Here is a 25,648-nt window from a genome sequence, read left to right on the forward strand (position 1 = left end):
GGGCTCTGAGGGTAGACGGCCATTCTCCGGGACGAGCTGCCAAGGCTCCGGGAGTGGGCTACCGTCGGACTCTGCACCGGACGTGGGGAGAAGTCTGTGACAATCGAATTCCGCGACGTCACCAAACGGTATCCGGATGGCACGGTCGCGGTCGACGGCCTCTCCCTCACGGTGGAGGACGGCACGATCACGGTGTTCGTGGGCCCGTCCGGCTGCGGCAAGACGACGTCGCTGCGGATGATCAACCGGATGGTCGAGCCCACTTCGGGCGCTGTGCTGCTGGACGGCAAGGACGTGAGCGAGGGCGACCCGGCGGTGCTGCGCCGCGGGATCGGGTACGTGATCCAGCACGCCGGTCTCTTTCCACACCGGACAGTGCTCGACAACGTCGCCACCGTGCCGCTGCTGTCCGGATGGGACAAACGCAAAGCGCGCGCCAGGGCGGCCGAGCTTCTCGAGACCGTCGGGCTGCCTGCCGAGCTCGGCAAGCGGTACCCGGCGCAGCTGTCCGGCGGGCAGCAGCAGCGCGTCGGCGTGGCCCGTGCGCTGGCCGCGGATTCGCCGGTGCTGCTGATGGACGAGCCGTTCTCCGCGGTCGACCCGATCGTCCGGGAAGGACTCCAGGACGAGCTGCTGCGGCTGCAATCCCAGCTGGGCAAGACAATCGTCTTCGTCACCCACGACATCGACGAGGCCGTGCGGCTCGGCGACAAGGTCGCGGTCATGCGCGTGGGCGGGAAGCTCGCGCAGTACGGCACTCCGGCCGACGTGCTGCGGCATCCGGTGGACGATTTCGTCGCCTCGTTCGTCGGCCGGGATCGGGGCTACCGCGGGCTTTCGTTCCTTCCCGCAAGCGGTGTCGAGGTGTCCCCGGCGAACACGGTGGAGCTGGGCAGCACGTTCGATGCGCCGTCCGAGGGCTGGCTGCTCGCGGTGAACGACGAGAAACAGCCGCGCGGCTGGCTTCCGCCGGGGTCCACTGTGGACGGCCCGTTAGCCGAAACCCACCTCGTGGCAGGCGGATCGCTGTACGTGCAGGGTACGCCGATCCGCGGCGCGCTCGACGCCGCGCTGTCGTCACCGGCCAGCCTCGGGGTGGTGGTGGACGACGAGAACCGCGTGCTCGGGACGGTGGTCGCGCACCAGGTCTTGGACGTGATCGAGGCGTCCCCGCAGGCGTCCTGATGGACGGCTTCTTCGGCGAGCTCGGCCGCTACCTGTCGAGTGCCAGCAACCGCAACGAGATCCTCGGCAACCTGGCCGAGAACGTGTACCTCGCGCTCGTGCCGCTCGTCGCGGGCATCGCGGCGGCGATCCTGTTCGGCTGGCTCGGCCATCGCTGGCGGCCGGTGCGCAGTGTGCTGCTGGTGGTGGGAAATCTGCTGTACACGATCCCGTCGCTGGCGCTGTTCGTGGTGATCCCGGGCATCATCGGGACGAAAATCCTGGACAGTGTCAACGTGATCGTCGCGCTCACCATCTACACCACCGCGCTGCTCGTGCGGCCGGTGCTCGACGCGCTGGACGCGGTGCCGTCGCACATCATCGCGGCCGCCACGGCGATCGGGTACCGCGCCCCGCGCCGGTTCTTCAGCGTGGAACTGCCGCTTGCGGTACCGGTGCTGGCTGCCGGAGTGCGGGTGGCGTCGGTGAGCAATATCAGCCTGGTGAGCGTCGGCGCGCTGATCGGTACCGGGGCGCTGGGCGTGCTGTTCACCGACGGATTCCAGCGCGAGTACTTCTCGCCGATCGTGGTCGGCATCGTGCTGACGATGCTGCTCGCGCTGGTCGTCGACCTGCTACTGGTGGCACTGCGCAATCTCCTCACGCCTTGGGAACGAGCGGGCCGCGCGCCGGCCGCGGAGGTGGCCGGATGATCGGGGACGTCTTCGGCTGGTTCACCACAGCTGCGAACTGGCAAGGTCCGGGCGGGATCGGCGTCCGGCTCGCCGAGCACGTCGGATACGTGCTGCTGGCGCTGGTCATCGCGCTGGTGATCGCAATCCCGGTAGGACTGTTCGTCGGCCACACCGGACGCGGCGGCGTCGTACTCGTCGGAGCGGGCAACGTGATCCGCGCACTGCCGACGCTCGGGCTCGTCACGTTCTTGTTCTTGCTCTTCACCGAAAGCACCACGGCGACCATCATCGGCTTGGTGGTGCTGGCGATTCCACCGGTGATGGCAGGTACGTACGCGGGTCTGCAGGCCGCCGAGCACAACGTGGTCGACGCCGCCCAGGGCATCGGGATGACCGGTTGGCAGCGGCTGTGGCAAGTGGAGGTGCCGATTGCGCTTCCGTTGGTGCTGGGCGGAATTCGCAACGCGGTGCTGCAGCTGATCGCGACCGCCGCGGTGGCCGCGTACGTCGGTCTCGGTGGCCTCGGCCGGTTCCTGCTCGACGGACTGGCCATTTTGGACTACACCGAGGTCGTCGCGGGCGCGATTCTCACAGCGCTGCTGGCAATCGTGGCTGACCTGCTGCTCGCCGCAGTACAACGGGCGTTGGTACCCAAGGGAGTCCGGCTGGCGGCGCAAGCGGCGTCCGGCAAGGCCGTGGCGGCGGGAGGAGTGGCGTGAAGCGGTGGGGGGTGCTGGTGGCGGGCCTGGCCCTGCTGGCGTCGGCGTGCGGGAATCCGCTGGCCGGCGGCGGCGAGGGCGGTAACAGCGGCGACATCATCATCGGCGCGTCGGACGTCGGCGAGAGCCTGCTGCTCGCCCAGATCTACGCCGGTGCGCTACGCGAGGTCGGTGCGCACAAGATCACCGTACGCCCGCCGGTCGGCAGCCGCGAGGTCGTGGTGAAAGCGTTGCAGGACAAGTCTTTGTCCGTGGTGCCGGACTACAGCGGGAACCTGTTGCGGTACTTCGACAAGAACACCCCGGTGACGACGTCGGAGGATGTTTACGCGCAGCTTCGTTCGAAGCTTCCTGCGGGCTTTGAGGTGCTCGACCAATCTCCGGCGCAGGACAAGGACTTGCTGGTGGTCGGGAAGCAGCTCGCGGACACCGGGGTGAAGACGTTCTCCGACCTTGGCCCGCGCTGCAAGGATCTGGTGATGGGCGGGCCGGGGCAGTGGAGCAGCCGATGGAAGGACCGGATCAAGCAGCTGTACGGGTGTGAGTTCAAGGAAATCCGCACCACGGACACGGGCGGCCCGGTCACGGTCGCGGCGCTGAAGTCGGGTGACGTCCAGGTGGCGGACCTGTTCAGCACGTCGGCGACAATTGCGTCGAACGGCTTTGTGCCACTCGAAGACGACAAGCACATGTTCCCGGCGCAGAACATCGTCCCGCTGGTGGCGAAGGGCGTGCTGAACGCCGAGGAGGTGGCCGCGCTGAACCGGGCGTCGAAGGCGCTGACGACGGAGCAGCTAACGGAGCTGAACGTGCAGTACACGGGGGAGAAGCGGAATCCGGTGGATATCGCGAACGAGTTTTTGCAGCGGAACGGGTTGAAGACCTAGAGCCGGTCAAAAGCAGCCGCGTAGCGGAAAGCTCCTCGGTTCTCCGGCGTGTACCCCGCCAGTGGCAGCGCCTGGAAGTGCGGCGCCCATTCCGGCACCGGCGGCGTGATACCCAGCGTGTCGGCCAGAACGAAGCCGAAGCGGGAGTAATACCCCGGGTCGCCAAGGAGGACCACCAGCGCGTACCCGAGGGCATTGGCCGCGCCGACCGTTGCGTGTACCAGCGCAGATCCCGCGCCGCTGCGTTGGTGGTCCGGCAGTACGCCCAGCGGGCCGAAGCCGACGGCGGACGTCCGGTCGTTTTCGAGGTGTGCCGGGCTGGCGCAGGCGTGGCCGATCACCTGCCCGTCCTGCACCGCGACCAGGGACAGGGCCGGGATCAGGTCGCCGTCCGCGTGGAGGCCGTTGACCAGCCGGGCTTCCGGGATTTCACCGGTGACCTCGGGGTTGTGCACGCGGAAGGCGGCGGTGTGCACGGCGTGGATCGCGGGGGCGTCATCGGTGCCTGACTGGCGGATCAGCATGCCGGTCAGTCTCCCCGAACTGCGGCTGACGGGGAAACCGAATTTGCCGCCGGGCGGTCGTCGCGCATGCCGAGGAGGGCCAGCGCACCCAGGATCGGTCCGGCGGCGAGGGTGGCGAAAGCCGCGTAGAACGAGCCGGTCGCGTGGAAGACCGGGCCGACGACCGCGGGTACGATCACGCTTCCCAGCTGCCAGAACGCATTCACCGTCCCGGCGGCGGACCCGGCCAGCCGTGGACCGGCGAGTGCCGGGATCATCGCCGCGGTGAGGGGGCTGTAGGCGTACGCGCCGATGCCGAGAATCGGGGCCACAGCCAGGAAAGCGCCGTAACTGCCGAGCGACCCGAACACCAGCAGCGCCGCGCCGAACAGCACCAGTACCGCGATCACCGGGATGCGCCTGCCCAGCCCGAGCTTGTCGGTGAGCAGCCCGACCAGTGGCTTCACCAGCACGGCTGCGCCGGAGAAGATCACCAGTACGACGCCCGCGCGCACCGGGTCGATGTGCTCGCCGCGGACCATCAGGGTGTTGGACCAGGTGACGAAACCGTAGGTACCCCACAGGCCACCGAAACCGGCCAGGCCGAGCAGCAGCAGGTCGCGGTTGCGGAACAGCGGCCGCGGATCGGGCAGCGTGCGTCGCACCGGCCCCGTCTCGGTGGTGCCGTTGCGGAGGAACACCACGCACAGCACCCCCAGCGCAATCGTGACCGCGCCGAACAGGTGGTACGACACCGGCCAGCCGCTGGTTTTGACGAGCGTCGGGACGACGGCGTTGGCCACCACGGTGCCGAGCGACGTCGCGGTCATGAAGATCCCGCTCGCGAGTCCGTGCTGCGCTGGGCGGAACCACGTGGTGATCAGCTTCATCCCGGCGGAGAAATCCACCCCGGCGAAGAGGCCGAGCAGTCCCTGCAGCGCCAGGCCCCAGGCGATGGACGTCGTCGATCCGAAAAGGACCATCAGCACGCCCGCCACGACCGAACTCGTGCCGAGAATCGCGCGGCTGCCCAGCCAGTCGGACAGGAAACCGCCCGCGGAGTTCGAGAGGACGTACCCGATGTAGTAGCAGGTCGCGAAGATCCCGAGGGCCGCGAGCGGTACCCCGAGCGAATCGCTCACCGCGGACGACGCCGGACCCCAGGTCGAGCGGTCGACCGACGTCATCGTGAACACCGCCCAGCACAGCAGCAGGACGACCCAGCGGTAGCGGGAACTCGGCATTGAGACTCCTATCGAGGTCCGTGAAGGGAACCATCACGGAATCTAATTCCGTGATGGTTCCCTTCACGGACTTGCGGTGAGGTCAGGCGAGAGCGTGCTGGCGGTGCAGTTCGGTGCGGATGGCGGGTACGTCGTGGGCGTGGCCGTCGACGTACTGCGCGGCCGCGACCCCGGCGGCGTGCCCGGTGGCGAACGCCGTGCCCATCACCCGCACCGAGGCGTACGCGTCGTCGTCCGAGCTGGTCAGGCGGCCCGCGGCCCAGAGGTTGGCGGTGTCGGCCGAGCAGATCGCGCCGTACGGGACGTCGTACCAGCCGTGGCCGTCGATCGGTTCGTAGCGGGTCACCCCCGGTCCGGCGTGGTCTTCGATGGGCCAGCCGCAGCGGCCGATCGAGACGTCCGGGCGCTTGCGGGCGCCGAGGACGTCGCGTCCGGTGATCTGCTCGCGGCCCAGCAGATGCCGTCCCTCGCGAATTCCCAGCTGTGGCCCCGTTTCTTCGAGCCGGGCGGCGGACCAGCCGGGTAGATGCTTGCGCAGCGCGTCCAGATATTGCCACGCCTGCCGCCGGGCATCGGCTTCGTCGCGGCTGAGCGCGACCGCGTCGAGGACGTCGGTCTGCTCGTCGACCAGCAGCGCGATCACGTCGCGCGTCACCGGCAGGTGCACGGCGATGCCGTAGTCGCGAACCAGGTCGACCCCGGTTTCGCGCCGGTAGGCGGCGACGGCGGCACGCAGGCCGTCGCGGGACAGGTCGGCGTCCTCGGCGACGCCGGAAAACCGGCAGACGAGCGTGCTGGTCTGCCGCTCGCCCAGCGGCGCAATGCGGACGCCCGCCCCGGCCGCGGCGAGCAGCGCCCCGTCGCCGCTGGCGTCGATGAACGCACCCGCGGTGACCCGTTCGCGACCCCCTCGGTGATACAGCTCGACCTCGGTGACCAGGTCGTTCACCCGCGTCGCGCCGATCAGCGTGGTGTGCAGCAGGACGTCGACCTCGGTGACCAGCTCGTCATAGACCAGCTTCGTGGTCTCCAGGTCGAGCAGGACGATCTTGTTTCCCGTCCAGCCCATCGTCTTCTCCTCATAGGCGCCGCGCTCGCGCAGCCGCTGCAGCACCTGCTCGCCGACTCCCGCGACGACCTGCTCCCCGTTCTGGTCGAAGAACCCGCACAGCGTCAGCACCGAGCTGATCGTGGCCGCGCCGCCCAGGTACGGGTACTGCTCCACCAGCAGCACCCGCGCGCCGGTCTGCGCCGCCCCGACGGCTGAGGCGATACCCCCGGCACCGCCTCCGATCACGACGACGTCGTAGTGCACGCCCGCTCCCTCCGTAGTTTCCGTTGTGCCGCACCAGTAGACGTGCTTCGTGCGATCGTCGCCACTGCCGTTCCGGTACCCGGGGCATACCCGCAAGGTATATCTACGAGTTTTTGATGATATGAAACTCGTATTATCTGGCGTACGCTCGACGGCATGGACACGAAGGCTGCCGGATACCGGCGCAAGGTCAACAAGATCAACCGGTTCGTCACCGCCCTGCAGCGCGCCGGGCTCGCGTTCGGGCCGACGCAGCTGCTCACCGTCCCCGGGCGGCGCAGCGGTGAGCCGCGCACCTTCCCGCTCGCGGTGCTGCGCGTCGGCGGGAAGCGGTATCTGATCCAGGCGTTCCCGAAGGCGGCCTGGGTCGCGAATGTGCGGGCGGCCGGGGAAGGGACGCTGGCGCGCGGACGGCGGACGAGCCGGGTCCGGTTCGTGGAGGTGCCGGTGGAGGAGCGGCGGCCGGTGCTGCGGGAGGTCGTCGCGGCGGGTCCGGCGAGTGTGGGCCGCCGGTACGTCACCACGGGGCTCGCGGAATCGCCGACCCCGGACGGCGTGGCCGCGGCGGCCGAGCGGATCGCGGTGTTCCGGCTGGAAGACGCCTGAAACGGCGAAGGCCGCCGCGGGAATCCCCGCGGCGGCCTCCTCCGTAACCCGCAAAATCAGTCGAAAGCCTTGGCGATCAACGCCTTCTGCTCGACCTCGTGCACCTTGGACGAACCGGCCGACGGCGCGGCCATCGGACGCCGCGCCACCACCTCGAGGCCTGCGAAGGCCTCCGGCAGCTTCCGCGGCAGGGTGAGGCCGAAGAACGGCCACGCGCCCTGGTTTTCCGGCTCCTCCTGCACCCAGGTGATCTGCCGGGCGTTCGAGTAGCGCTCCACCGCGGCCAGCAGCTTGCGCTTCGGCAGCGGGTAGTACTGCTCGATCCGCACGATCGCGACGTCGTCCGCCTCGCGCTTGGCCTGCTCGGCGACCAGCTCCCAGTAGAGCTTGCCCGACGTCAGCAGCACCTTGCGCACCTTCGCCGGGTCCACCGCAGCGTCGTCGATCACCGACAGGAACCGGCTCTGGCCGGTGATGTCCTCGACCGTCGACGTCGCCGCCTTGTTGCGCAGCATGGACTTCGGCGTGAAGACGATCAGCGGGCGCTGGATCCCGTCGAGCGCGTGCCGGCGCAGCAGGTGGAAGTAGTTGCCAGGGGTGGACGGCACCGCGACGGTCATCGAGTGCTCGGCACACAGCGAGAGGAACCGCTCGATCCGGCCGGACGTGTGGTCCGGACCCTGGCCCTCGTGGCCGTGCGGCAGCAGCAGCACGACGTCCGAACGCTGGCCCCACTTGGCCTCGCCGGAAGAGATGTACTCGTCGATCACGGTCTGCGCGCCGTTGACGAAGTCCCCGAACTGCGCTTCCCACATCACCAGCGCGTCGGAGTTCGCCACCGAGTAGCCGTACTCGAAACCGACCGCCGCGTACTCCGACAGCGCCGAGTCGTAGATCATCACGCGGCCCTGTTCGTCGGCCAGGTTCTGCAGCGGCGAGTACTCCTGGCCGGAGCGCCGGTCGATGTACACCGAGTGCCGCTGGGTGAACGTGCCGCGCCGGGAGTCCTGGCCGGACAGCCGCACCAGACGGCCCTCCAGCGCCAGCGACCCGAACGCGAGCAGCTCGCCGAACGCCCAGTCGATGCCGCCCTCGCGGGACATCTTGTGCCGCCGCTCCATCACCGGCTTCACGCGCGGGTGCGGGGTGAAGCCCTCGGGCAGGTCGACGAACGCGTCGCCGATCCGCTCGACGACCTCGCGCGACACGGCCGTGGTGACCTTCGCCGGGATCTGCTGCTCCTCCTCCACCGACGGGCTCGCCTTCGCCGGGTGCTTCTCGAGCTCGCGCACCTCGTTGAAGACGTGCTCCAGCTGGCTGGAGAAGTCGCGCAGCGCGGCCTCGGCCTCCTCGACGGAGATGTCGCCGCGGCCGATCAGCGATTCGGTGTAGATCTTCCGGACCGACCGCTTCGTGTCGATGATGTCGTACATCGCCGGCTGCGTCATCGACGGGTCGTCGCCCTCGTTGTGGCCACGGCGGCGGTAGCAGATCAGGTCGATCACGACGTCCTTGTGGAACGCCTGGCGGTAGTCCACGGCCAGCTTCGCGACCCAGTGCGCGGCCTCCGGGTCGTCACCGTTCACGTGGAAGACCGGCGCGCCGATCATCTTCGCGACGTCGGTGGCGTACTGGCTGGAGCGCGAGTGCTCCGGCGCGGTGGTGAAGCCGACCTGGTTGTTGACGATCACGTGCACGGTGCCGCCGGTGCGGTACCCGCGCAGCAGCGCCAGGTTCAGCGTCTCGGCCACGACACCCTGGCCCGCGAAGGCCGCGTCGCCGTGCATCAGCACCGGGAGCACGGTGAAGCCGGACCCGCCCTTGTCGAGGATGTCCTGCTTCGCGCGGACGATGCCCTCGAGCACCGGGTCGACCGTCTCCAGGTGTGACGGGTTCGCGGTGAGCGACACCTTCGTCTCGCCGTCGCCGAACATCCGGAAGTACTTGCCCTCGGCGCCGAGGTGGTACTTCACGTCACCGGAGCCGTGCGCCTGTCCCGGGTCGAGATTGCCCTCGAACTCCTGGAAGATCTGGCTGATCGGCTTGCCGACGATGTTGGCAAGCACGTTCAGCCTGCCCCGGTGCGGCATGCCGATGACGACCTCGTCGAGCTCGTACTCGGCGGCCTTGTCGAGCAGCGTGTCCAGCAGCGGGATCGCGGTCTCGCCGCCTTCCAGCGAGAACCGCTTCTGGCCGACGTACTTGGTCTGCAGGAACGTCTCGAACGCCTCGGCTGCATTGAGCTTCGACAGCACGTACTTCTGCACCGTGGGGTCCGGCTTCTCGTGCGGGATCTCCACGCGCTCCTGGATCCAGCCGCGCTCCTCGGGGTCGAGGATGTGCGTGTACTCGATGCCGACCGTGCGGCAGTACGAGTTGCGCAGGACGCCGAGGATGTCGCGCAGCTTCATCCGCTCCTGGCCGGAGAAGCCGCCGACCGGGAACTCGCGGTCGAGGTCCCACAGGGTGAGGTTGTGGGACAGGACGTCGAGGTCGTGGTGGCTGCGCTGGCGGTAGTTGAGCGGGTCGGTGTCGGCCATCAGGTGCCCGCGCATGCGGAAGGCGTCGATCAGCTCGATCACGCGCGCGGTCTTGTCGACCGGGCCGTCCGGGATGTCGGCGACCCAGCGGATCGGCTCGTACGGCAGGCGCAGGCTGGTGAAGACGTTGTCGTAGAAGCCGTCCTCGCCGAGCAGCAGCTCGTGGATCCGCTTGAGGAACTCACCGGACTCCGCGCCCTGGATGATGCGGTGGTCGTAGGTGGACGTGAGGGTCATGATCTTGCTGACCGCGAGGTCGACCAGGGTCTTCTCGCTGGTGCCCTCGAACATCGCCGGGTACTGCATCGCGCCGACGCCGATGATCGCGCCCTGGCCCGCCTGCAGCCGCGGCACCGAGTGGTTGGTGCCGATGCCGCCAGGGTTGGTGAGGGAGATCGTGGTGCCGGAGAAGTCGTCCGCGGTGAGCTTGTTGTTGCGGGCCTTCTTGATGATGTCCTCGTAGGCCTGCCAGAACTGCATGAAGGTGAGGTCCTCGACGCCCTTGATCGAAGCCACGACCAGGGTGCGGGAGTTGTCCTTGCCCTTCATGTCGATCGCGAGGCCGAAGTTCACGTGCTCCGGCGTGACCGCGAACGGCTTCCCGTCGACCAGCTGGTAGTGCCGGTTCATGTTCGGGAAGTCCTTCAGCGCCCGCACCATGGCGTACCCGATGAGGTGGGTGAAGGAGATCTTGCCGCCGCGGGTGCGCTTGAGGTGGTTGTTGATGACGATGCGGTTGTCGGCCATCAGCTTCGCCGGTACCGCGCGGACGCTCGTGGCGGTGGGCACGGTGAGCGACGCGTCCATGTTCTTGGCGATGGCCGCGGCGGCGCCACGCAGCTGCTTGGACTCGGGCTCGCTCTTGGAGGCGGACTGGGCGGGCTTTGCCGGGGCCTTGGCAGGGGTGGCCGGTGCCGGTGCTTTGGCGGGTGCCGTGGCGGCCGGGGCGGTGGTCGTGGGGGTCTTGGGTGCCGCCGCCTGCTTGGCGGCCGACTCGGCGTTGCGGACCGCCTGTGCGGACGGCTCGCTGACGTGCCCGTTCTCCGTGCCGGGGGTGGCCGCGGTCTGCCGTGCGGAGTCGGCCTTCGCCTGCGCCGACTGCGTCGGCTTGTAGTCCGCGAAGAAGTCGTGCCACGCGGCATCGACTGAGGAGGGGTCCGCAAGGAACTGGTCGTACATCTCCTCGACCAGCCACTCGTTGGGGCCGAACTGTGACGCAGGGCTGCTGCTGGACACGGCTTGGGCTCGCCTCTATCCGTCTCGATCTTTGTCTGTGCTAATGCGCCTACCAGGCTAACCCCCTCCGTGACTGACGTGTGATGGAACTGCCCCGTGTGAGGCGTGGCGCACTAAGGGATCGATCACTGACTCGATCAAGTGCGCTGAGAACCCCCGAAAGGTCTGGTACGCGCGGGTCAGCAGGAGGGCCCGTTCGGGCAGGCCGAGGAGGTACGGCGGGAGCGGCACTGGTGCGGACGGGTGGTTCCGGGCGGTTTCGAGTGGGGGTGGGCGGGTTGGTGGGGGGTTTCCCTCTTTCCGGGGGTGGTGTTTCGGGGCTGGGTGAGGTGTCGGAGGGAGGGGTGGCGGTGGGACGGGCGGCGGTGAGTGGGATGGCGTGCGGGGGTGGCGCGGGATACCGGTGGGCGGGACGGCGCGGGATAGCGGCGGGACGGACGGTGGATGGGGTGTGATGCCGCGCGGGGTGCGGGTGGCGCGGGATGGCGGCGGGGGCGGAGTGGTGCGGATGGCGGGGCAGTGGCGGGACGGAGGGCGAATGGGCGGGATGGCGCACGGGTAAACGGGGGCGCGGGATGGCGGCCGCGGTGCCGGTGGGGCGGGATGGCGCACGGGACGCAGGCAGCGCGGCATGGCGGCAGGGGCGGGATGGCGCACGGGACGCAGTGGCGCGGGATAGCGGCGCGACGGACGGTGGATGGGGCGGGATGCCGCGTGGGGTGCGGATGGCGGCGGGGCGGAGTGGCGCGCGGGAAGCAGTGGCGCGGGATAGCGGCGCGACGGATGGCAGCAGGACGGGTTGGCGGCAGGGCACGACGGTGGCAGGGCGGGACCGCGCAGGTGGCGCGGGATGGCGGCGTGACAGACGGCGGCAGGGCGGGACGGCGCGCGGGATTACATGGCGCGGCATGGCGGCGGGGTGGGGCGAGGCTCGGAGGTGGTCTGGTCCTCATCGGGAGGGCACGTGGTCTTCGGGCAACGTTGATTCCCTCGTGGGGTCTTGTGGGGCGGGTGTTCATGCCGGGCGGGTGCACTGGCCGGAGGATGCGGCACCCGTCGGCTGGGTGGCGCGGTGGTTCCGGCGAGGTGGTGACGTGCGATGTGGCTGGTGGAGTGTCCGTCGTTCTGGGATCAGGGGCTGGTCCGGCCCGTCGTGACCGAGCATGGCAACGTCGTGCTGATGTGCGACTCCTGTACCGCGGTGTGGCGCACTCCGTCGGGCATTGAGGACTTCGACCACGTCGAGCCTGCCGAGCCGGACTGGTCCATCGGGCCGGACACGCACGTCCGTCCGGGTACGACTCGCTGGGCCGAGCGTGCCGACGTCACGACCGCCGGCTGGGGCGACCTTCGCTGGCGCGAGCTTCCCTGAACCTGGCGGTAGCTTCCCTGAACCCGGCGGCGCGGGCAGCGCGGTAATGGTTCAGCCCAAAGCCCACAACCTTGCGTAATGGCCGCCTGCCGCGACCAGCTCTCCGTGGGTGCCTTGTTCCACGATGCGGCCGTGGTCCAGCACCACGATGCGGTCCGCCTTGGCCGCGGTGGCCAGGCGGTGGGCGACCACGAACGTGGTGCGGCGGCGCGACAGGTGTTCCGTCGCGCGCAGGACGGCGGCTTCCGTGGACGGGTCGAGGGCGGCTGTCGCCTCGTCCAGGAGCAGGACGTCCGGGTCTACGAGTTCTGCGCGGGCCAAGGCGACCAGCTGCCGTTGGCCTGCGGACAGCGAGCGGCCGCGTTCGCCTACCGGCTGGTGGAAGCCCGACGGCAGGGCGGCGATCCCGTCGATGGCGCCGACTGCTCGTACTGCGGCTTCGACCTCGGCGTCGGTGGCGGACGGGCGGCCGTAGCGCACGTTGTCCGCGACGGTGCCCGAGAACAGGTGCGCCTCTTGCGGGACGACGCCCATCCGCGCGCGCAGTTCGGGCAGGTCGTACTCGCGGACGTCGACGCCGTCGATCAAGACTGCGCCGCCCGTCGCGTCGTAGTAACGCGCGACGAGTTTCACCGCGGTGGATTTACCGGCGCCGGTTGCGCCGACCAAGGCCACGGTTTCGCCAGGGGACACGTCCAGCGTCAGATGTTCCAGTGCGGGTTTTTCGGTGCCGGCATAAGAGAAGTCGACGTCCTTGAAGTGCACTTCGCCGGACAGGTGCGCGGGCATCGTGACCGGTCGTTCCGCGGCGGGCACCGACGTGGGCGTGCGCAGCAGGTCGCCGATGCGGCTCAGCCCGACGCGCGCCTGCTGGTATCCGTCGAACACCGACGACAGCTGCTGGATCGGCGAGAAGAACTGCTGCAGGTACAGCAGGAACCCGAGCAGTACGCCTGCCTCGAGCGTGCCTGCTGCCACGCGGTTTGCGCCGACCACGAGCACCGTGGTGGTCGCCAGGTCCGACAGCAGCGTGACAAGTGGGAAGTACGTCGCGATGTAGCGTTGCGCTCGTAGCCGCGACCGCCGGTAGTCGTCACTGCGCGACGCGAACACGGCCGCCGAGCGCTCTTCGCGTGTGTACGCCTGTGCGACGCGCAGACCGCTGACGTTCTCCTGCATGTCCGCGTTGACAACGCTGACCTTCTCGCGCGCTTCCGTGTACGCGCGTGAAGCAACCCGGCGGAACACCAGCGTGGCGACGAGCAGGATCGGCAGCATGGCGAGCGCGTACGCAGCCAGCGCGACATCGGTGACCAACAGCGCGACCGTAATGCCCACCAACGTGAGCGCGCTGACCACAGCGGTCGCGAGACCGGTCTGCAGGAACGTGGACAACGCGTCGACGTCCGTGGTCATCCGGGTCATGATCTTCCCGGACAGCTCACGTTCGTAGTAATCCAGACCCAGCCGTTGCAGATGGGCGTAACTGCGTACGCGCAGCGAATACAGCACTGTCTCGCCGACCCGCGCGGTGAGCCGCGTCTGCCAGCGCACCACGAACCAGTCGGCCGCGACCACCACCGCGCCGATCCCCGCGAGCAGCCACACGACGCTCGCCACTCCCGGCAGCACCCCTTGGTCGACCCCGCGCTGGTACAAAGCCGGTAGCGCGAGCGACGCCAGCGCGTCGGCCGCGACGAGCCCGATCACGCCCATCAACGGCCACCGCACCGGACGCAGCAACCGCGCCAGCCGGAACCCCGGATCCGGCGCCGTGACGTCCACATCGGACAGTTGCGGCCGGTCGCTTGCCGGAGGTAGCCGCCGTACGCCCTCCAGCAGCTCGGGCGTGGGCGGGACGTCCGCTCCGCTGCCCGCGAAACCGGTGCCGCCACCTGGTACGCCACCGCGGGCTTGCGCGGCCTCGGCGAGCGCGTCGACCTCGTCGTGGTCGTCGTCGCGTGGCCAGAGCACGGCGGTGGTGCCGTCGGCGCCTGGCTCGAGGTTGTCACAGTGGTGCGGTTTCTCGACGTCGTCGCCCGGCCCGGCGACGAGCTCGCGGAACAACGGGCACCGCGCCTGCAGCTCCGCCTCGGTGCCGACATCGATGACCCGGCCCTGGTCGAGCACCGCGATCCGGTCGGCGAGCTGCAGCGTGGACCGCCGGTGCGCGATGAGCAGCGTGGTGCGCTCGGCGGTGACCGCGCGCAGCGTGTCGTGGATCGCCGCCTCGGTGATCGTGTCGATCGCCGACGTGGCGTCGTCCAGGATCAGCACGCGCGGATCGGTGAGCAGCGCGCGGGCGAGGCCGAGCCGCTGCCGTTGCCCGCCGGACAGCGTGAGCCCGCGTTCGCCGACCTCGGTGGCGTACCCGTCGGGCAGCGCGCGGATGAACTCGTCGGCCTCCGCGGCACGCGCCGCGGCGTAGACCTCCTCGTCGCTCGCGTCCGGACGCCCGTACGCGATGTTGTCCCGTACCGACGTCGAGAACAGGAACGCTTCCTCGAACACCACACCGATTGCCTGGCGCAGATCCTTCAGCCGCACGTCGTGCACGTCCAGCCCGCCGACCCGCACCGAACCCTCGTGCACGTCGTAGAACCGGGGCAGCAGCAAGGAAATCGTGGACTTGCCGGACCCGGCCGTGCCCACCAGCGCGAGTGTTTCGCCGGGGCGCGCACTGAGCGTGAGCCCGTCGAGCACCGGATCACTGCGCGTGTAGCCGAATTTCACGCCTTCGAGGTCGACGCCGAGCGGCCCGGGTGGCAGCGGCCGCGCGTCGGGACTGTCGGTGACCTCGGGTTGCGCGTCGATCAGCTCGTACACCCGTTCCGCACCCGCGCGGGTGAGCTGCGCCTGCACGACCAGCCCGGACAGGAATCGCGCCGGTCCGATCAGCGCCGCGAGATACGTGGCGAACGCGAGGAACGTACCGAGGCTGATCTCCCCGTTCAGCGCCAGCATGCCGCCGATCGCCAGCACCACGACCTGCCCCGCGGCGGGCAACGCGGTGGTGGTGGCCGTTGGCAGCGCGGACAACCTCGCCGCCCGCAGCCGTTCCGCGAACAGCTTCCGCGCCGTGCGTTCCAGCCGCGAAACCTCGCGGGCTTCCTGCCCGAACCCCTTCACGACGCGCACGCCGGTGACGGTTTCCTCCACGTGCTGCGCGACGTCCGCCGCTCGCTGCTGCGCTGACCAGGTCGCCGGGAACAGCCGCCGTCTGCTCAGCGCGACCACGATCCCGACCGCAGGCGCGACCACCAGCGCGATGAGCGTGAGCAGCGGCGACATCCACAGCATCGCGCCCAGCGCCAGCACCGCGAAAATCACCGACCCGGCCGACAACGGCACCTGCATCAACAGCCCGGTGACCAGCTGCAGGTCCGAAATCGCCCGCGACACGACCTGCCCGGTGCGCAACGCGTCCTGCTTCCCGCCGTCCAGCCGCGAAACCGCACCGAACACCCGGTTGCGCAGATCGTGCTGGACGTCCAGCGCCAGCCGCCCCCCGACGTACCGGCGCAGGAACGCCGACCCGAACGCCACCACCTGCAACGCCACCAGCGCGACCGCGAGCCCGGCCAGCGCCGAAGTGTGCCCGGCCACCGCGTCGTCGACCGCCGACCGCACCAGCAACGGGGTCGCCGCCTGCACCCCGACGCTCAGCACCGCCGCCGTCATCGCCAGCACGACGACGCCACGGTGCTCCCAGCAAGCCGCGGACAACCGGCGCACCCAGCCGATGGGCCGAGGCGCCGTCCCAACAGCCGGACGGTCTTGACGCGCAGGCGTCGCAGTGGTGGTCACATCTCAACCCTAGGCAAGGGGACCGACAGTTTATTCCCGCGCGACCGCGACCACGGGACCTTTCGGGCAATCGCGACGTCCTCGCGGGCGGGCGACGCTCGTCACGACGGCAACCCGCCGACCCCGCCGCCGACTCCCCCGAAACGGCCCTGGCATGCGGAAAGAGCAGGTCCGTGGTCCGGATCCGACAGGTTGCGTGTTCACCCGGTGAAAAAGCCCACCACCACCGATACCCACCCCGGGGAAGCGCACCCGCCCTTTATTCCCTAAGCTGGTACCTGGCGACCCGCTCCCAGTGACCCCCAGGCTGGTCGAGCGGGTCGCCCCTTCTGGGCCCTTCCTGTTTGACGCCTGGCGGCGTCTTCACCTCGAAGGGGCGTCGTATTACCCGGGGGGCCGAGCCCCCCGGACCCCCACGGTGCTTGGTGTGGGGGTTTTTGTTTGTGGTGGGTGAAAAAAAGAGGCGAGGGATCCGTTGGATCCCTCGCCTCTTTGCGTGTGTCAGGACAGGGCGGTTTCTAGGGGGGTGTGGGGGAGGTTGTGGGCGGTGGCTACTGGGGCGTTCGTTAGGGCGCCCGAGTGGGTGTTCAGGCCTTGGGCCAGGGCGTTGTTGCCGGTCAGGGCTTGTTTCCAGCCTTTGTCTGCCAGGGCCACAGCGTAGGGGAGGGTTACGTTCGTCAGGCCGTAGGTCGAGGTGCGGGGGACTGCGCCGGGCATGTTGGCCACGCAGTAGAAGACCGAGTTGTGGACCTGGTAGGTCGGGTCGTCGTGCGTGGTCGGGCGGGAGTCGGCGAAGCAGCCGCCCTGGTCGATGGCGATGTCCACGAGGACGCTGCCCGGCTTCATGCGCGAGACGAGGTCGTTCGAGACCAGCTTCGGGGCCTTCGCGCCAGGGACCAGGACCGCGCCGATGACCAGGTCGGCCTCCAGCACCGACTCCTCCACCGACAGGCGGTTCGAGGTGACCGTGCGGATGCGGCCGCCGAAGTCGTTGTCGATCTGGCGGAGACGGTCGACGTTCGTGTCGAGGATCTCGACGTCCGAGCCGAGGCCCAGCGCCACCCGGGCGGCGTTCAGACCTGCCACGCCGCCGCCGATCACGACCACGCGCGCCGGGTGCACGCCGGGAATCCCACCGGGCAGCACGCCGCGGCCACCGCTCGGCTTCATCAGCGCGTACGCCCCGACCTGCGGCGCGAGCCGTCCCGCGACCTCGGACATCGGCGCCAGCAGCGGCAGCGCGCCGTTCGCCGTCTGGACGGTCTCGTACGCGATCGCGGTGGTGCCCGCGGCCAGCAGCGCGTCTGTGAGCGGACGGTCCGCGGCGATGTGCAGGTAGGTGAAGAGCACCAGGTCCTTGCGCAGCCGGGGGTACTCCTCGGCGATCGGCTCCTTGACCTTCAGCACCAGCTCGCCCTCGGACCACGTTTCGTCCGCCGTCGCGAGCACCTTCGCCCCCGCGGCGACGTACTCCTCGTCGGTGATGGACGACCCGGTCCCGGCACCCGTCTCGACGAAGACGTCGTGCCCGCGACCGACCAGTTCGTGCACGCCGGCCGGGGTCAACGCGACCCGGTACTCGTGCTTCTTGATCTCACGGGGAACGGCGATGCGCACTGCGGCCTCCTGGCGGCGGATCGAGTCGAAGGTGCTGCCACTCACGGTGATCTACCCGGACGGCGGTGTCATCATTCCGTCAGGACAGTCTTGCGCGGGGTCGATAGTGCTGCCAGGACAACGCCCTTGACCTCGACCGCACTCGAGGTAGTTGGCTGGCTTCCGGCGGAGACGGTGAGGAAGGGCGTACATGCGAGCGGTGTGGCTGCGGGAGTTCGGCGGACCGGCGGTGCTGGTGGCGGGGGAAGCCCCCGATCCGGCGCCCGGTACGGGGCAGGTGCTGGTGGAGGTGGCGTTCGCCAACGTCACCTTCGTGGAGACGCAGTTCCGGGCGACCGGGACCGGCCCCTTCGCGGGCGCCCTGCCGATGGTGCCCGGCAACGGGGTCGGCGGGGTGATCAGCCGCGCCGGGGACGGGGTCGACCCGGCGTTGGTCGGGAAGCGCGTGGTGACGTCCACCGGCGGCAGCGGAGGGTACGCCCAGCGCGTGGTCGTGGACGCGGAGCTGGTGTTCCCGGTGCCCGACGCGCTGAGCCTCGACGCAGCGGTCGCGCTCCTCGCCGACGGCCGCACGGCGACCGGGCTGGTGCGCGCGACCGCGGTGGCGCCGGGGGAACGGGTGCTGGTGGAAGCTGCCGCGGGCGGGGTCGGCAGCCTTCTCGTACAGCTCGCGAAGGCGGCGGGCGCAGAGGTCGTCGCGGCGGCCGGCGGGGCGGAAAAGCTTGCCCGCGCCCGGGATCTGGGCGCTGACCTGGCCGTCGACTACACCGATCCGAGCTGGACCGCTCACGCCGGCGAGGTGGATGTGGTGTTCGACGGCGTCGGCGGCGCAGTCGGCACGGCGGCGTTTTCGTTGCTCCGCCGTGGCGGCCGAATGGCAATTTACGGCCTGGCAAGCGGTTCGTGGTCCGAAGTGTCCGAAGAGGACGCTGCCGCCCGCGGCATCACGCTGGTGCGGTCAATCGGCGACGTGGCCGCGATGCGCGAGTACACGGAGTCGGCGCTCGCGGCAGCTGCTTCCGGACAGCTGACTCCGGTGATCGGGCAGCGTTTTCCGCTGGAACGCGCAGCCGACGCACACGCGGCGATCGAATCCCGTGGCACGATCGGTAAGACGTTGCTGATCGCATGACCGCATTCGCCAGTTTCTTGCCTGGCCGCTGACTGAGGGGCCGACTGTCCACGATCTCAGTTACGTCGTCAGCTCCAGCGGAGTGCGATCAGCTGGGTGAGCAGGGCGAGCCGGACGTCGGGGTCGTCGAGGTCGAGCGGGACCAGGTCGTGCAGTCGTTTCATCCGGTACCGCAACGTGTTCGGGTGGATCCGCAGGCGTTCGGCGGCCGCACGCGGGTCGCCGGGGTGGCGGAGCCATTCGTAGAGAGTGTCGACGTACCCGGCGTTGCTCGATTCGTCGTGTGCGCGCAGGATGCCGAGCGGGCCGAGCTCGGATACGTGCGCCGACGTCGCCCCGGCGGCTGCGCGGTGAAGCACGAGCGCGGTCCACACCTCGTCGTACGCCACCACGCGGTCCTCCACCAGACCGGCGCGCAGCAGGCCCAGCGCTTCGTCGGCCTGGGCGCGGGAAGCCGCGAGCGCGGTCGGCTCGGCGGGTGCGCCCGCGGCGGCGTGCGGCATTCCGCCCCGGCGTGACGCGGGTTGTGAGAGCAGGGCGTCGCGCAGTTCCGGCCATCCTCCGGATCCTGCGTGGTCCGGCACCACGACGTACAGCAGCCCGCCCAGTTCGGTGGCGACCGGCCGCCGTCCGACGCCTTGGGAGATCCGTTCCAGCAGAGCCAGCAACAGTCCTTCGGCGTCTCGGCTGTCGCCGCCGTTGACGTCCACCACGACGACCCGGTGCGGCTCGTCGGCAAGGTCCAGTTCGGCGACCACCCGGCGCGGCGGAACCTGTCCCTCCAGGACCGCGCGCAGCAGTTCGGCCGATGCGCGGCGCTGTGCGTCCGTGTGTGCCCGACGCCGTAACAGGTGCAGCGCGACGACCGGCGCCGCGTCGGCGAACGCTGCCGCGCGTTCCTCCGACACCGGGCCCGGCACCACCGCCCACATCGACCCGAGCAGCTCGCCACCCATCCGGATCGGCACGATCAGCCGCGGCAGGGTGCCGTCGCGCTGGGCCGGGACGAAGATGGTCTGCCTGCCCCGCGACAGTTCCCGGAAGACGCCGCGGGAACGGAACCGGGCGAGGACGTCGTCGGGGATACGCCGGCCCATGATCGTGGCGACGCGGGCCGGGTCGGTGAGGTCCTGGCGCGCGGAGTAGGCGAGCACACGCGAGTTGGTGTCCTCGATGGTCACGGACGCGTCGACCACCGCGGCGACGGCGTCGGCGAGCCGGAAAAGATCACCCGAACCGGGGTCACCGCCTTCTTCGAGGGCCTCGGATTCGTCGGCAAGCGCGTCGAGGACCGTGCGCAACAGCCACACCAGCTGAGCCCAGGACGTCGCAGAATGCACCTGGATCAGCGCGATCCCGGCAGTCTTGGCTGCCCGCCGCACGGCCTGCTTACCGGCGAGCGGCGGCTTCAGCAGCACCGCGGCCGCGCCCTGGCCGGCACTCACCCGGACGAGTGCCGCGGCGTCGGCCGATTCGGTCGTGGCGACGCCGAGCACCAGGTCACCGGCGGCGATGGCGGACTCCGCGCCCGGCTCGGCGATCACGACATCACCGACCGCGGGGCAGCCCTCGGGCACGAAGAGCGCGTGAAGCAGCGTGGGCCCGACCCGGTCCACGACGCTGCGCACCGAGACCACAACCACCTCCTGTGCTTCTCCGTTCTTGCTCGAACGGTAGAAGACTGCCCCGGTTCCGGCACTTGCGGCACTACGTTGGGGACAATCAGGACGGAACGGAGGACCGCATGGGCATCCAGGGAGTACGCAAAATCGTCGTGCCGGTGACCGACCAGGAACGCGCGAAGGCGTTCTGGACCGAGACGGTCGGCTTCACCGTGACCACCGACGCCCCGTACGACGACCAGGGCAACCGCTGGGTCGAGGTCACGTCCCCGGACGGCACGATCCTGGTGCTCGACGTGTCGGGTCCGGTGGGCGAGGGCAGGCCCGAGCTGCCGACGTCGAACTTCTTCTTCCACGCCGACGACATCGAGGCGACGTACCGCGAGCTGTCCGCCAAGGGCGTCGATTTCCCCGCGAAACCGGAAAAACAGCCGTGGGGCTGGTGGGCGATGTTCACCGATTCGGAGGGGAACCGGTTCGCGCTTCAGGAACGCTGACGCAACTGCGGTTTGAAGTACGAGATCAGGGTCGCCAGCAGAAGCAGCGTCAACCCGACACTCATCGCGCCGGTACCGGCGACCGCGCTCGCGCCGATCGTTTCGCCACGCGCCGCAGCCTCGCCATGGGCGACGAAGGACGGCACCACGAGCAGGTTTCCGCCGCCGAACAACGCCAGCGTCGCCAGGAGTTTCACCAGCACCCAGCGGTGGCGCACCAGCTTCCACTTCGTACCGAGCCCGAGCACGACCCCGGTCGCCAGCGCCAGCAGGCTCGCCGGGAAGTAGAGCGCACTGGCGAGCAGCCCGGCCATCACGTGCGCGCTGCGGGTGGTCGCTGTGTCGAAGCCGGTCACTGCGACCACGCTGCACACGAGCACCGCGAGTTCCGCGCCGATCCAGCCGACCGACGTGACGACGTGGCCGACCAGGAACCACTTCCGGGTGACCGGACGCATTCGCCAATCCATGCCCAAGAGGGTGCGCGGCAGCAGTGGGTCTGTCGTCCGTCAGTGCTCGGCACTTCACCGTACGTTCCCGTGCGTAGGGCTCCCACCTCGTGAGAGTGGTTGGGACCCGGCTCGGCGCGTCGTTAGCTTCGGGCCCTGCAGCCGACCCCTCGCGACCGCTAGGAGAAACCGATGCCCGACAACTGGTCCTTCGAGACCAAGCAGATCCATGCGGGTGCGGCACCCGACCCGGCCACCGGGGCCCGCGCCACGCCGATCTACCAGACCACTTCCTACGTTTTCCGCGACACCCAGCACGGGGCCGACCTGTTCAGCCTCGCCGAGCCCGGCAACATCTACACGCGCATCAACAACCCGACGCAGGACGTGCTCGAGCAGCGTGTCGCCGCGCTCGAAGGCGGCGTGGCCGGGCTGGCGTTCGCATCCGGGTCGGCAGCGGTCACCGCGGCGATCCTGACACTCGCCGGTTCGGGCGACCACTTCGTCACGAGCCCGGCGCTCTACGGCGGCACCTACAACCTCTTCCACTACACGCTGCCGAAGCTCGGCATCGAGGTCACGTTCATCGACGATCAGGACGACGTCGAGCAGTGGCGCGCTGCGGTCCGGCCCAACACCAAGCTGTTCTTCGCCGAATCGCTCGCCAATCCCGGCAGCAACGTGCTCGACATCCGCGCGGTCGCCGACGTCGCGCACGAGGCAGGTGTCCCGCTGGTCGTCGACAACACTGTGCCCACGCCGTACCTGGTCCGCCCGATCGAGCACGGCGCGGACATCGTCGTGCACTCGGCCACGAAGTACCTTGGCGGCCACGGGACGACTGTCGCGGGCGTGCTGGTCGACGGTGGCACCTTCGACTTCGGCAAGGACCCGGACCGGTTCCCCGGCTTCAGCGAGCCCGACCCGAGCTACCACGGTCTCAAGTACTGGGAAGCGCTCGGCCCGGGTGCGTTCGCGGCGAAGGCCCGCGTGCAGGTCCTGCGCGACACCGGCGCGGCCATCGCCCCGCTGAACAGTTTCCTCATCCTGCAGGGCATCGAAACGCTGTCGCTTCGCCTGGAGCGGCACGTCGCCAACGCACAGGCGCTCGCGGAGTGGCTGGAGGGCCGTGACGAGGTCGAGAAGGTGTATTACGCCGGGCTGCCGTCGAGCCCGTATCACGAGGCAGCGAAGAAGTACCTGCCGCGCGGGGTCGGTGCGGTGCTGTCGTTCGAGCTGCGTGGTGGCGTCGAGGCGGGCCGGAAGTTCGTGGACGGTACCGAATTGCACAGCCAGCTCGTGAACCTCGGCGACGTGCGCAGCCTGATCGTGCACCCCGCGTCGACCACGCATGCCCAGCTCAGCGCGGAAGAACAGGTCACGAGCGGGGTCACGCCGGGCCTGGTGCGGCTGGCCGTCGGGCTGGAGGGGATCGAGGACCTGAAGGCCGACCTGGAGGCAGGTTTCCGCGCCGCGAAGGCGGAACTGTGACCGGTCCTCCGCCCGTCACCGGCGCGTGGCGGGCGGGGGACCCCTCCGGCAGAAGGCAGTGGTTCACCGGTCCCGGCGCGCTCGCGCTGGAGGCCGGTGGGTCGCTGCCCGGCTACACCCTCGCGTACGAAACCTGGGGAACGCTCGACTCCGCCGCGGCCAACGCCGTGCTGGTCGAGCACGCACTCACCGGCGACAGCCACGCCGCCGGTCCGGCTCTTCCCGGCCATCCGAGCCCCGGCTGGTGGGACGGCCTCATCGGACCGGGCAAGGCGCTCGACACCGATCAGCTGTTCGTGGTGGTACCCAACGTCCTCGGCGGTTGCCAGGGCTCGACCGGACCGTCGTCGCCCGGCCCGGACGGTCGCGCGTGGGGCAGCCGCTTCCCGGCCGTGACGGTGCGGGACCAGGTCGACGCCGAGGCCGCGCTCGCGGACGCGCTCGGCATCGAACGCTGGGCCGCGGTGGCGGGCGGTTCGATGGGCGGGATGCGGGCGCTGGAGTGGGCGGTTTCGCTACCCGAACGGGTCGCGTCGGTGCTGGTGCTGGCGTCGACCGCGCGTGCTTCGGCCGAGCAGATCGCTTGGACTGCGCCGCAGCTGGAGGCGATCCGGTCCGATCCGGCCTGGCACGGGGGTGACTACTACGCGGCTGCTGAAGGTCCGCACCGCGGACTGGGGGTGGCGCGGCGGATCGCGCACGTGACTTACCGCAGCGAGCCGGAGCTGGCGCAGCGGTTCGGCGGCCGTCCACAGGAGGGCGAGGATCCGTTGCGCGGTGGGAGATTCGCTGTCGAGTCCTATCTGGACCATCATGCGGACAAGCTCGTCCGCCGCTTTGATGCCGGGTCTTATGTGGTGCTCACCGAGTCCATGAACACTCACGACATCGGCCGCGGCCGTGGTGGGGTGGCTGCTGCGCTGGGCCGGGTCACGGCGCGGGCGGTGGTTGCCGGGGTGGACAGCGATCGGTTGTATCCGCTGTACCAGTCGGCGGAGATCGCGGCCGGGGCCGGCGGGGTGGCGGAGGTGGTTTCGTCGCCGTACGGGCACGATTCGTTTCTGATCGAAACCGGCCAGATCGCCGCGCTGGTGAAGTCTTTGCTGGGGTGAAGAACGTCCGTGAAGGGAACCATCACGGAATCTAATTCCGTGATGGTTCCCTTCACGGAATTGAGGTCAGCCGATCGCGGAGGTGAGCGGCGAGTAGTAGCCACCCCGTTGTCCGGCGGCGGTCGGGTGGTACGACTCGTCCACCGGCCAGGTCAGGCTGTGCAGGTAGTCGCCGGCGGCGGAGCAGATGTTGTGGCCCACGAAGGCCGGGCGGACGTCCACGAACTTGGCACCGGCGGCTGCGGCGCGCGAGGACAGCACGGACGCGAGCGTGTCGGCGCCGGAGTTGATCGCCGAGCGTTTGGTGTCGCTCAGCCCGACGTTGCAGGAGCCCGGCACGGTGTAGAAGCGCGGGTACGACAGCACCACGAGCTTTGCGTTGGGCGCCTTGGCTTTCGCCGCCGAATAGACCCGGTCCAGCAGCGCCGGAAGGGTGTTCTGCGCGTAGGCCTTCGCGGTGTTCACCCGGTTGACGCACGCTGTGTCGTCGTTGAGCGTGCACGTCTTGATCACGTCGGTGAACCCGGCGTCATTGCCGCCGACGGTCACTGTGACCAGCGTGGCGTTCGACGGCATCGACCCGATCTGGGTCACCACGTCCCCGGTCCGCGCTCCAGAACAGGCGAGGAAGGTGAACTTCGTACCGGAATGCGCGTTGGCCCACAGCTGGCCGTACGCGTTGGCGCTGCGTTTGCAGCCGCCGGGGCCGTAGCTCCCGGCGCCCACCCCGGAGGAGTAGGAGTCGCCGAGCGCGACGTAGTTGGCCGCGGCAGCGGTCGCGGTGTTCGCGAACCCCAGCGTGGCGGCGAGAGCGACCCCCAGGGCCGCGCACTTCCGAAGGATGCTTCGTGACGGTTGACGGGCCATAGGTCACTCCTGTCGTGACAGCTTGACGCGCTAAACCTTTACCAGGTGCAAACCCCACCGGCACCCCCGAAAAGCCAGGTGTCCCCACTTGGCCCAACCAGGAAGTAGCACCGGAAGTTAGCGCTCGCTAACCGGGCGACCTACTATGGCCGGATGTCGGCGAATCCCACCCCTCTGGTGAACGGCGAGAAGGCGAACAGGCGGGAACAGATTCTCGCCGCGGCCGCCGAGCTGTTCGCGCACCACGGTTTCCACGGCGTCGGCATCGACGACATCGGCGCGGCCGTCGGCATCTCCGGACCGGCGCTGTACCGGCATTTCCGCAGCAAGGACGCCATTCTCGGCGAGATGCTCAACTCGATCAGCCACTACCTGCTCGAGGGCGGCACCGCGCGCGCCGACGCCGGGGGTACGCCGGACGAGCTGCTCGCCGCGCTCGTGCGCTTCCATGTCGACTTCGCGCTCGACCATCCGGCGCTCATCACCGTCCAGGAACGCAACCTCGCGAACCTCACCGACGGTGATCGCAAGCAGGTGCGGGCCCTGCAGCGGCAGTACGTCGAGGTGTGGGTACGGGCCATCCGCGAGGCCGTGCCGGGGCTCGGGGAGCGGCAGGCGCGGTCGGCGGCACACGCCGTGTTCGGCTTGATCAACTCGACCCCGTACAACCGCCATCTCGGTGACGGCGAACTGTCCGATCTGCTGTGCCGGCTCGCGCTGGGTGCGCTTTCCGCTGCGAGTTGAGGCCCGGATCCGGGGTATCCCCACGATCG

At 69.5% G+C, this 25,648-nt stretch carries 20 protein-coding genes; 11 read left to right on the top strand and 9 right to left on the bottom strand.

The annotated features are described in order from the left end of the window. Nucleotides 1-96 precede the first annotated feature (96 nt). Genes OO71_RS32970 through OO71_RS32985 form a run of 4 tightly spaced genes read left to right on the top strand, consistent with a single transcriptional unit; the run spans nt 97 to nt 3,465 of the window. Nucleotides 97-1,185: an ABC transporter ATP-binding protein gene (locus OO71_RS32970; RefSeq protein ID WP_033293850.1), complete on the top strand. Its 1,089-nt coding sequence runs from the start codon at nt 97-99 to the stop codon at nt 1,183-1,185. Further along, nucleotides 1,185-1,877, top strand: coding sequence for an ABC transporter permease (locus OO71_RS32975; RefSeq protein WP_033293851.1), 693 nt, complete (start codon nt 1,185-1,187; stop codon nt 1,875-1,877). The genes OO71_RS32970 and OO71_RS32975 overlap by 1 nt, the downstream gene beginning before the upstream one ends. Then, nucleotides 1,874-2,578, top strand: a complete 705-nt coding sequence (locus OO71_RS32980; protein ID WP_033293852.1) for an ABC transporter permease — start codon at nt 1,874-1,876, stop codon at nt 2,576-2,578. The genes OO71_RS32975 and OO71_RS32980 overlap by 4 nt, the downstream gene beginning before the upstream one ends. After that, a complete protein-coding gene (locus tag OO71_RS32985) occupies nt 2,575-3,465 on the top strand; it encodes an ABC transporter substrate-binding protein (protein ID WP_033293853.1) in 891 nt (296 codons plus the stop codon). Before OO71_RS32980 ends, OO71_RS32985 begins: the two co-directional genes overlap by 4 nt. Here the strand turns inward: OO71_RS32985 and OO71_RS32990 are convergent. The 3 genes from OO71_RS32990 to OO71_RS33000 all read right to left on the bottom strand — a co-directional run bounded on the left by OO71_RS32990 (nt 3,462) and on the right by OO71_RS33000 (nt 6,527). Beyond that, the gene (locus OO71_RS32990; RefSeq protein WP_033293854.1) at nt 3,462-3,989 is read right to left on the bottom strand and encodes a GNAT family N-acetyltransferase; all 528 of its coding nucleotides are present in this window, start codon (nt 3,987-3,989) and stop codon (nt 3,462-3,464) included. The two genes, OO71_RS32985 and OO71_RS32990, sit on opposite strands and share 4 nt — an antisense overlap. 5 nt (nt 3,990-3,994) lie before the next feature. Then, nucleotides 3,995-5,212, bottom strand: coding sequence for an MFS transporter (locus OO71_RS32995; protein ID WP_033293855.1), 1,218 nt, complete (start codon nt 5,210-5,212; stop codon nt 3,995-3,997). A gap of 82 nt (nt 5,213-5,294) precedes the next feature. After that, a complete protein-coding gene (locus tag OO71_RS33000; protein WP_033293856.1) occupies nt 5,295-6,527 on the bottom strand; it encodes an FAD-dependent oxidoreductase in 1,233 nt (410 codons plus the stop codon). Between the two features lie 156 nt (nt 6,528-6,683). Here OO71_RS33000 and OO71_RS33005 point away from each other — a divergent pair, with 156 nt between their 5' ends. Beyond that, nucleotides 6,684-7,133 carry a nitroreductase family deazaflavin-dependent oxidoreductase gene (locus tag OO71_RS33005; protein ID WP_033293857.1) on the top strand — a complete coding sequence of 150 codons (450 nt, stop codon included), beginning with the start codon at nt 6,684-6,686 and terminating at the stop codon, nt 7,131-7,133. Nucleotides 7,134-7,189: 56 nt separating this feature from the next. Here the strand turns inward: OO71_RS33005 and OO71_RS33010 are convergent, their stop codons facing one another. Further along, the gene (locus tag OO71_RS33010) at nt 7,190-10,909 is read right to left on the bottom strand and encodes a multifunctional oxoglutarate decarboxylase/oxoglutarate dehydrogenase thiamine pyrophosphate-binding subunit/dihydrolipoyllysine-residue succinyltransferase subunit (RefSeq protein WP_084145446.1); all 3,720 of its coding nucleotides are present in this window, start codon (nt 10,907-10,909) and stop codon (nt 7,190-7,192) included. Nucleotides 10,910-12,008: 1,099 nt separating this feature from the next. Between OO71_RS33010 and OO71_RS33015 the strand changes: the two genes are divergently transcribed. Next, on the top strand, nt 12,009-12,281 hold the full coding sequence (locus OO71_RS33015; protein WP_033293858.1) for a hypothetical protein: 273 nt from the start codon (nt 12,009-12,011) through the stop codon (nt 12,279-12,281). Nucleotides 12,282-12,332: 51 nt separating this feature from the next. Here OO71_RS33015 and OO71_RS33020 read toward each other — a convergent pair whose 3' ends face one another. Continuing rightward, nucleotides 12,333-16,088, bottom strand: coding sequence for an ABC transporter ATP-binding protein (locus OO71_RS33020; protein ID WP_425388726.1), 3,756 nt, complete (start codon nt 16,086-16,088; stop codon nt 12,333-12,335). Between the two features lie 501 nt (nt 16,089-16,589). After that, nucleotides 16,590-17,705, bottom strand: a complete 1,116-nt coding sequence (ald, locus tag OO71_RS33025; protein WP_033293952.1) for an alanine dehydrogenase — start codon at nt 17,703-17,705, stop codon at nt 16,590-16,592. A 190-nt stretch (nt 17,706-17,895) separates the two neighbouring features. On the opposite strand from ald, the gene OO71_RS33030 reads away from it, so the two are divergent. After that, a complete protein-coding gene (locus tag OO71_RS33030; protein ID WP_033293860.1) occupies nt 17,896-18,837 on the top strand; it encodes a zinc-binding dehydrogenase in 942 nt (313 codons plus the stop codon). 68 nt (nt 18,838-18,905) lie between these two features. Here OO71_RS33030 and OO71_RS33035 read toward each other — a convergent pair whose 3' ends face one another. Beyond that, on the bottom strand, nt 18,906-20,474 hold the full coding sequence (locus OO71_RS33035) for a PucR family transcriptional regulator (RefSeq protein WP_033293861.1): 1,569 nt from the start codon (nt 20,472-20,474) through the stop codon (nt 18,906-18,908). 107 nt (nt 20,475-20,581) lie between these two features. Between OO71_RS33035 and OO71_RS33040 the strand changes: the two genes are divergently transcribed. Beyond that, nucleotides 20,582-20,956 carry a glyoxalase superfamily protein gene (locus tag OO71_RS33040; protein ID WP_033293862.1) on the top strand — a complete coding sequence of 125 codons (375 nt, stop codon included), beginning with the start codon at nt 20,582-20,584 and terminating at the stop codon, nt 20,954-20,956. Here OO71_RS33040 and OO71_RS33045 read toward each other — a convergent pair. Next, a complete protein-coding gene (locus OO71_RS33045; protein WP_033293863.1) occupies nt 20,944-21,426 on the bottom strand; it encodes a hypothetical protein in 483 nt (160 codons plus the stop codon). The genes OO71_RS33040 and OO71_RS33045 overlap by 13 nt on opposite strands. Nucleotides 21,427-21,597: 171 nt before the next feature. On the opposite strand from OO71_RS33045, the gene OO71_RS33050 reads away from it, so the two are divergent. Together OO71_RS33050 and metX are read left to right on the top strand one after the other, a co-directional pair. Beyond that, on the top strand, nt 21,598-22,896 hold the full coding sequence (locus OO71_RS33050) for a bifunctional o-acetylhomoserine/o-acetylserine sulfhydrylase (protein WP_033293864.1): 1,299 nt from the start codon (nt 21,598-21,600) through the stop codon (nt 22,894-22,896). Beyond that, nucleotides 22,893-24,008, top strand: coding sequence for a homoserine O-acetyltransferase MetX (gene metX / locus OO71_RS33055; RefSeq protein ID WP_033293865.1), 1,116 nt, complete (start codon nt 22,893-22,895; stop codon nt 24,006-24,008). The genes OO71_RS33050 and metX overlap by 4 nt, the downstream gene beginning before the upstream one ends. Before the next feature lie 66 nt (nt 24,009-24,074). Here metX and OO71_RS33060 read toward each other — a convergent pair whose 3' ends face one another. After that, nucleotides 24,075-24,875 carry an SGNH/GDSL hydrolase family protein gene (locus OO71_RS33060; RefSeq protein ID WP_051792528.1) on the bottom strand — a complete coding sequence of 267 codons (801 nt, stop codon included), beginning with the start codon at nt 24,873-24,875 and terminating at the stop codon, nt 24,075-24,077. 153 nt (nt 24,876-25,028) lie between these two features. On the opposite strand from OO71_RS33060, the gene OO71_RS33065 reads away from it, so the two are divergent. Continuing rightward, the gene (locus OO71_RS33065) at nt 25,029-25,619 is read left to right on the top strand and encodes an SACE_7040 family transcriptional regulator (protein ID WP_033293866.1); all 591 of its coding nucleotides are present in this window, start codon (nt 25,029-25,031) and stop codon (nt 25,617-25,619) included. The last annotated feature ends 29 nt before the right edge of the window (nt 25,620-25,648 follow it).

The sequence above is a fragment of the Amycolatopsis jejuensis genome, from assembly GCF_000717335.1.
GTDB lineage: Bacteria > Actinomycetota > Actinomycetes > Mycobacteriales > Pseudonocardiaceae > Amycolatopsis > Amycolatopsis jejuensis.